4 protein-coding genes are annotated in these 6,222 nt (G+C 73.8%); 2 read left to right on the forward strand and 2 right to left on the reverse strand.

Features of this window, described 5'->3' with window-relative positions; genetic code table 11:
* Positions 1–113: 113 nt before the first annotated feature.
* Positions 114–3,665 (forward strand): transcription-repair coupling factor, encoded by a 3,552-nt coding sequence (gene mfd / locus ADY01_RS31385; protein WP_049580114.1) that lies wholly within the window; start codon positions 114–116, stop codon positions 3,663–3,665.
* A gap of 133 nt (positions 3,666–3,798) precedes the next feature.
* Here the strand turns inward: mfd and ADY01_RS36190 are convergent, their stop codons facing one another.
* Entirely contained in the window at positions 3,799–4,401 is a 603-nt protein-coding gene (locus ADY01_RS36190) for a hypothetical protein (protein WP_159001539.1), read from the reverse strand.
* A 38-nt stretch (positions 4,402–4,439) separates the two neighbouring features.
* Positions 4,440–5,048: a DUF4352 domain-containing protein gene (locus ADY01_RS31395; RefSeq protein ID WP_078900777.1), complete on the reverse strand. Its 609-nt coding sequence runs from the start codon at positions 5,046–5,048 to the stop codon at positions 4,440–4,442.
* 178 nt (positions 5,049–5,226) lie between these two features.
* On the opposite strand from ADY01_RS31395, the gene ADY01_RS31400 reads away from it, so the two are divergent.
* On the forward strand, positions 5,227–6,222 hold a 996-nt coding region (locus ADY01_RS31400), incomplete at its 3' end, for an HsdM family class I SAM-dependent methyltransferase (RefSeq protein ID WP_049580116.1).

The following is a 6,222-nucleotide window of genomic DNA, read 5'->3' on the forward strand; positions in this document are numbered from 1 at the left end:
GGTCGGGCCCCCGCGCCACGCGGGTGCCCGACCCGTGGCGCGTACCCTGGAACCCCCGGCCCGCGGAGCGTGCCGGGCGCTTCGCGTTGCCACCCCCGGATGGAAAGCCCGCCATGAGTCTGTACGGCCTGCTCGACGCCGTCATCGAAGAGCCCGCCCTCGCCGGGGCGGTCACCGCAGCCGCCGAAGGCGAGCGCCGCCATGTCGACCTGGTCGGCCCGCCCGCCGACCGCCCCTTCGCCATCGCCGCGCTCGCCCGCGCCGCCTCCCGCCCCGTGCTGGCGGTCACCGCCACCGGGCGCGAGGCGGAGGACCTGGCCGCCGCGCTCCGTTCGCTGCTGCCCGCCGACGGCGTGGTGGAGTACCCGGCCTGGGAGACGCTCCCCCACGAGCGCCTCTCGCCCCGCGCCGACACCGTGGGCCGCAGGCTCGCCGTGCTGCGGCGGCTGGCCCACCCCGCCGCCGACGACCCGGGCGCGGGCCCGGTCTCGGTCGTCGTCGCGCCCGTCCGCTCCGTCCTCCAGCCGCAGGTCGCGGGCCTCGGCGAGCTGGAGCCCGTCGCCCTGCTGGGTGGGCAGACCGCCGATCTGGCCGCCATCACGGAGCGGCTGGCCGGGGCCGCCTACACCCGCGTCGAGCTGGTGGAGAAGCGCGGCGAGTTCGCCGTGCGCGGTGGCATCCTCGACGTCTTCCCGCCTACCGAGGAGCATCCGCTGCGGGTGGAGTTCTGGGGCGACGACGTGGAGGAGATCCGTTACTTCAAGGTCGCCGACCAGCGTTCCCTGGAGGTCGCCGAGCACGGGCTGTGGGCGCCGCCCTGCCGCGAGCTCCTGCTCACCGAGGACGTGCGGGCGCGCGCCGCCGAGCTGCGCCGCCACCACCCCGGGCTCGACGAGCTCCTGGGCAGGATCGCCGAGGGCATCGCCGTGGAGGGCATGGAGTCGCTGGCCCCCGTCCTGGTGGACGACATGGAGCTGCTGCTCGACGTGCTGCCCGCCGGCAGCATGGCCGTGGTCTGCGATCCCGAACGGGTCAGGTCGCGCGCGGCCGACCTGGTCGCCACCAGTCACGAGTTCCTCCAGGCGTCCTGGGCCGCCGCCGCCATGACCGACACCGGCGAGGCGCCCATCGACGTCGGCGCCGCCTCGCTGCGCGGCCTGGCCGATGTCCGCGAGCACGCGGCGGAGCTCGGCATGCTCTGGTGGTCGGTCTCCCCGTTCTCGCCCGATCTGGAGGAGGACTCCGAGGACGACACGGTGCGCCTGGGCCTGCGCGCCCCCGAGACCTACCGCGGCGACACCGCCCGCGCGCTCGCGGACACCAAGGGCTGGCTCGCCGACGGCTGGCGTGTCGTCTACCTCACCGAGGGCCAGGGCCCGGCCGCCCGCACCGCCGAGGTGCTGGGCGGCGAGGGCATCGCGGCCCGGCTCCAGACGCCGCTGACCGGCGCGCTCCCGCCCTCCGTGGTGCAGGTGGCGTGCGGCGCGGTCGAGCACGGCTTCCTCGCCCCGGCGCTGCGGCTCGCCGTCCTCACCGAGACGGATCTCACCGGCCAGAAGGCCGCGGGCCGCGAGGGCGCCCGGATGCCGGCCAGGCGCCGCAAGACCCTCGATCCGCTGACCCTGGAGCCCGGCGACTACATCGTCCACGAGCAGCACGGCGTCGGCCGCTATGTCGAGATGGTGCAGCGCACCGTGCAGGGCGCCACCCGGGAGTACCTGGTGGTGGAGTACGCGCCGGCCAAGCGCGGCCAGCCGGGCGACCGCCTGTTCGTGCCGACCGACCAGCTCGACCAGGTCACCAAGTACGTCGGCGGCGAGGCCCCCTCGTTGCACCGTCTCGGCGGCGCGGACTGGACGAAGACCAAGGCGCGCGCCAAGAAGGCGGTCAAGGAGATCGCCGCGGACCTCATCAGGCTGTACTCGGCGCGCATGGCGGCGCCCGGGCACGCCTTCGCGCCGGACACCCCCTGGCAGCGGGAGCTGGAGGACGCCTTCCCCTACATCGAGACGCCCGACCAGCTCACCACCATCTCCGAGGTCAAGGAGGACATGGAGAAGTCAGTGCCCATGGACCGCCTGGTCTGCGGTGACGTGGGCTACGGCAAGACGGAGATCGCGGTGCGCGCGGCGTTCAAGGCGGTGCAGGACGGCAAGCAGGTCGCCGTCCTGGTGCCCACCACGCTGCTGGTGCAGCAGCACTTCGGCACCTTCTCGGAGCGGTACGCGCAGTTCCCGGTGAACGTGCGCCCCCTCTCGCGCTTCCAGTCGGACACCGAGGCCAGGGCGGTCACGGACGGGCTGCGGGAGGGCGCGGTGGACATCGTGATCGGAACGCACCGGCTGTTCTCGTCGGAGGTCAGGTTCAAGGACCTGGGCCTGGTCATCGTGGACGAGGAGCAGCGGTTCGGCGTCGAGCACAAGGAGCAGCTGAAGAAGCTGCGGGCCAACGTGGACGTGCTGACCATGTCGGCCACGCCCATCCCCCGCACGCTGGAGATGGCGGTGACCGGCATCCGCGAGATGTCGACGATCACCACGCCGCCGGAGGAGCGGCACCCGGTGCTGACGTTCGTCGGCCCCTACGAGGAGCGGCAGATCGGCGCGGCCATCCGGCGCGAGCTGCTGCGCGAGGGGCAGGTCTTCTACATCCACAACCGCGTGGACTCCATCGACCGGGTCGCGGCGCGGCTGCGGCAGCTGGTCCCCGAGGCGCGGATCGCGACGGCGCACGGGCAGATGGGCGAGTCGGCGCTCGAACAGGTGGTCGTGGACTTCTGGGAGAAGCGCTCGGACGTGCTGGTCTCCACGACGATCGTGGAGTCGGGGATCGACATCTCCAACGCGAACACCCTGATCGTCGAGCGCGGCGACACCTTCGGCCTCTCGCAGCTGCACCAGTTGCGCGGCCGGGTGGGGCGCGGCAGGGAACGCGGCTACGCGTACTTCCTCTACCCGCCGGAGAAGCCGCTGACGGAGACCGCGCACGAGCGGCTGGCCACCATCGCCCAGCACACGGAGATGGGCGCGGGCATGTACGTGGCGATGAAGGACCTGGAGATCCGCGGCGCGGGGAACCTGCTGGGCGGCGAGCAGTCGGGCCACATCGCGGGCGTCGGCTTCGACCTGTACGTCCGGATGGTCGGTGAGGCGGTGGCGGACTACCGCTCGACGCTGGAGCAGGGCGGCGGCGAGCCGGACGAGTCGCTGCTCGAGGTGAAGATCGAGCTGCCGGTGGACGCGCATGTCCCGCACGACTACGCGCCGGGGGAACGGCTGCGGCTCCAGGCGTACCGCTCGATCGCCGCGGCCACCACGGAGGAGGACATCCGCGCGGTGCGCGAGGAGCTGACCGACCGGTACGGGCCGCTGCCCGAGCCCGTGGAGAATCTGCTGCTGGTCGCCGGGCTGCGGATGCTGGCCCGCTCGTGCGGGGTGAGCGATGTGACGCTCCAGGGCAGCCGGATCAGGTTCTCGCCGGTGGAGCTGCGGGAGTCCCAGGAGCTCAGGCTCAACCGGGTCTACCCGGGCTCGGTCGTCAAACGGGCCACGCGTCAGGTGCTCGTGCCCCGGCCCACGACGGCGAGGATCGGCGGCAAGCCGCTGGCCGGGCGCGAACTCCTCGCGTGGACCGGCGAGTTCCTGACGACGATCCCCGGGTCGTGACGGCGCCCCGCCGATGACGGTTCCCGGGGCGTGAGGCCGAGGGGGAACTTCGGTCTCACGCCCCGGGAGGGCTGGGCCCACGGGGGCGGGGCTCAGCGGTCCGGTGCCCGCCTCGGCGGTCCCGCCGCCCGCCTCAGCGGCGGATGCGCCTGGCGGCCTTGACGTCCCGCGCGTAGCGGTTGTTCGGCGGCAGCCAGCAGACCACCAGCGTGGCCAGGCAGGCGAGGGCGGCGACCGTGACGCACGCCCTGAGGACGCCGGGCGGGTCGTCGCCCGCCACGGCGAGGGTCACGATGAGCGTGATCGCCGCCGCGATGGTGACCAGGACCCGGGCCCAGACCGCCGCCTTGAGGCTGAGCAGCGTGAACAGCAGCAGCGGCAGGGCGAAGATCAGCAGGATCGCGGCCTGGCCCGCGAGCTGCGTCTGGCGCTCGTCGATCAGCAGCTCCGTGAAGCCGTCGATCTGGCCGTCGGTCAGCTCGCCGCCGAGGATGTCCTCGACGTTCGCCTCGGCCGTCGCCCGGCCGCCCGCCAGGACGGCCACTGCCCCGGAGACGGCCGACACGGCGGCGAGCAGCCCCGTCAGCAGCAGGACGGCCACGGTCGCGGGCCGCTTCGGCACCGGCGGTGGCGCCGGGGCGCCACCGGGGTGCGGGTGGTGCCCGAACGGCGCCCCCTGCGGATGCGGCTGGTGTGGGTGGTGCGGCTGGTGCGCGGAGAGATGCGGTGAGCTCACGGTCCGTCTCCCTTCTCGGTGTGGGGTGGGTGCTCGCGTCAGAGCGTGATGTCCCAGGTGGCCCCCCACTCGAGGAGCTCCTCGACGGTGAGCGAGAAGGACGGCTCGCCCGCCGGGATGTCGAAGGCGAAGTCGGCGGTGGCGGTCTCGCCGGGCGGCAGCGAGCCGTTGTAGCCCATGCCGACCGGGTCGTCGATGATGCCCTCGGCCTCGACCCCGTCGGCCCCCACCCGCGCGGTGGTCACGATGAAGGTGGTGTCGTACGCCTCCGCGCTGTTGTTGGTGACGGTGATCGACACCTTCTGCGGCTCGTTGCCCTCGGTGTGGCCGAACGCCCACTCCGTCGGCGTGTAGGGCTCGGCGGCGGAGACGGTGTACTCGATGCCGTTGTCGAAGACGGCGGTCTCGCCCGCGGCGAAGATCTCCTCGTCGGCGGCGGGCTCGTCGCCGCCCTCGGCCTCCCCGGCGCCCGCGGTCTCGCCCAGTTCCTCCTCAAGGTCGTCGAGGACCTCCTCGGCGGCTTCCTGGGCCTCTTCTTCCTCGCTGGAGCACGCGCTCAGCGCGCCCATGGCGAGTATCGCGGCGGCGACACCGGCGAGCGCGGGCATCCGCTTCCCAGCGAAACGGCGTGAGCGTGTGGCGGTCATGGTGCAGGTCCCTCCCTGAATCAACCGACTCCTTGTGAACCGGCTCGGTTAATCAGAGCACAGCCTGTGAATCGAGTCAACAGGAACTCTGTTGGACGTCAAGGCGTTTGATGTGTATCGGTGGGGACAAAGACACCGGTAGGGTCAAGAACACGCCACGGAGAACGGAGGCAGACACGTGCCGGGGCAGCACACCGAGGTCACCGCGGCCGGAATCGCACGGCTGGCCGGCGTCGGCCGCGCCGCCGTCAGCAACTGGCGCCGCCGCTACGCGCACTTCCCCCGCCCCGTGGGCGGGACCGAGACCAGCCCCACCTTCTCCCTGCCGGAGATCGAGGAATGGCTCCGCGACCAGGGCAAGCTCGCCGAAGTCCCGCTGCGGGAACGCCTGTGGCAGCTCGTCGGCTCCGACCCCGCGGGGCCCGCCGACGCCCTCGGCCGCGTCGGCGACCAGCTCCTCGCCCACGGCGAGGGCGTCCCCGAGGAGGCGGGCGAGGACCCGCTGGCCCGCGCCGCCGCCGCGCTGGCCGGTGAGGCGGGACCCGCGCCCGCCTACGAGTTCCTCATGGCCCGCTACCTGGACACCGCGGGCCGGCAGCTCACCCTCACCCCGCCCGAGACCGCCGAGCTGATGGCCGCCCTCGCCGGGCCCGCCGACACCGTGCTCGACCCGGCCTGCGGCCCCTGCACCCTGCTCGCCGCCGCCCGCTCCCGCGACGGCGGCCCGCCCCGCGAGCTCTACGGCCAGGACACCGACGCGTCCCTCGCCCGCCTCGGCAGCCTCAGGCTCGCCCTGCGCGGCACCGCCACCGTCCGCGCCCACGACGGCGACACGCTCCTCGCCGACGCCTTCCCCCAGCTCGCCGCCGACGCGGTGCTGTGCCACCCCCCGTTCAACGAACGCAACTGGGGCCACGACCAGCTCACCTACGACCCCCGCTGGGAGTACGGCATCCCCGCCCGCACCGAGTCCGAGCTCGCCTGGGTCCAGCACGCCCTGGCGCGCCTGCGCCCCGGCGGCACCGCCGTCCTGCTCATGCCGCCCGCCGCCGCCTCCCGCCGCACCGGCCGCCGCGTCCGCGCCACCCTGCTGCGCCGCGGCGCCCTGCGCGCGGTCATCGCCCTCCCCGCGGGCGCCGCGCCCCCGCACAGCCTGCCGCTGCACCTGTGGATC

The sequence above is a fragment of the Streptomyces sp. SBT349 genome, from assembly GCF_001083795.1.
GTDB lineage: Bacteria > Actinomycetota > Actinomycetes > Streptomycetales > Streptomycetaceae > Streptomyces.

What these genes read in the sequence shown, in the direction of transcription:
- ADY01_RS31395 (WP_078900777.1), bottom strand. Translation starts at nt 5,048, where the DNA reads ATGACCGCCACACGCTCACGCCGTTTCGCTGGGAAGCGGATGCCCGCG.
- mfd (WP_049580114.1), top strand. Translation starts at nt 114, where the DNA reads ATGAGTCTGTACGGCCTGCTCGACGCCGTCATCGAAGAGCCCGCCCTC.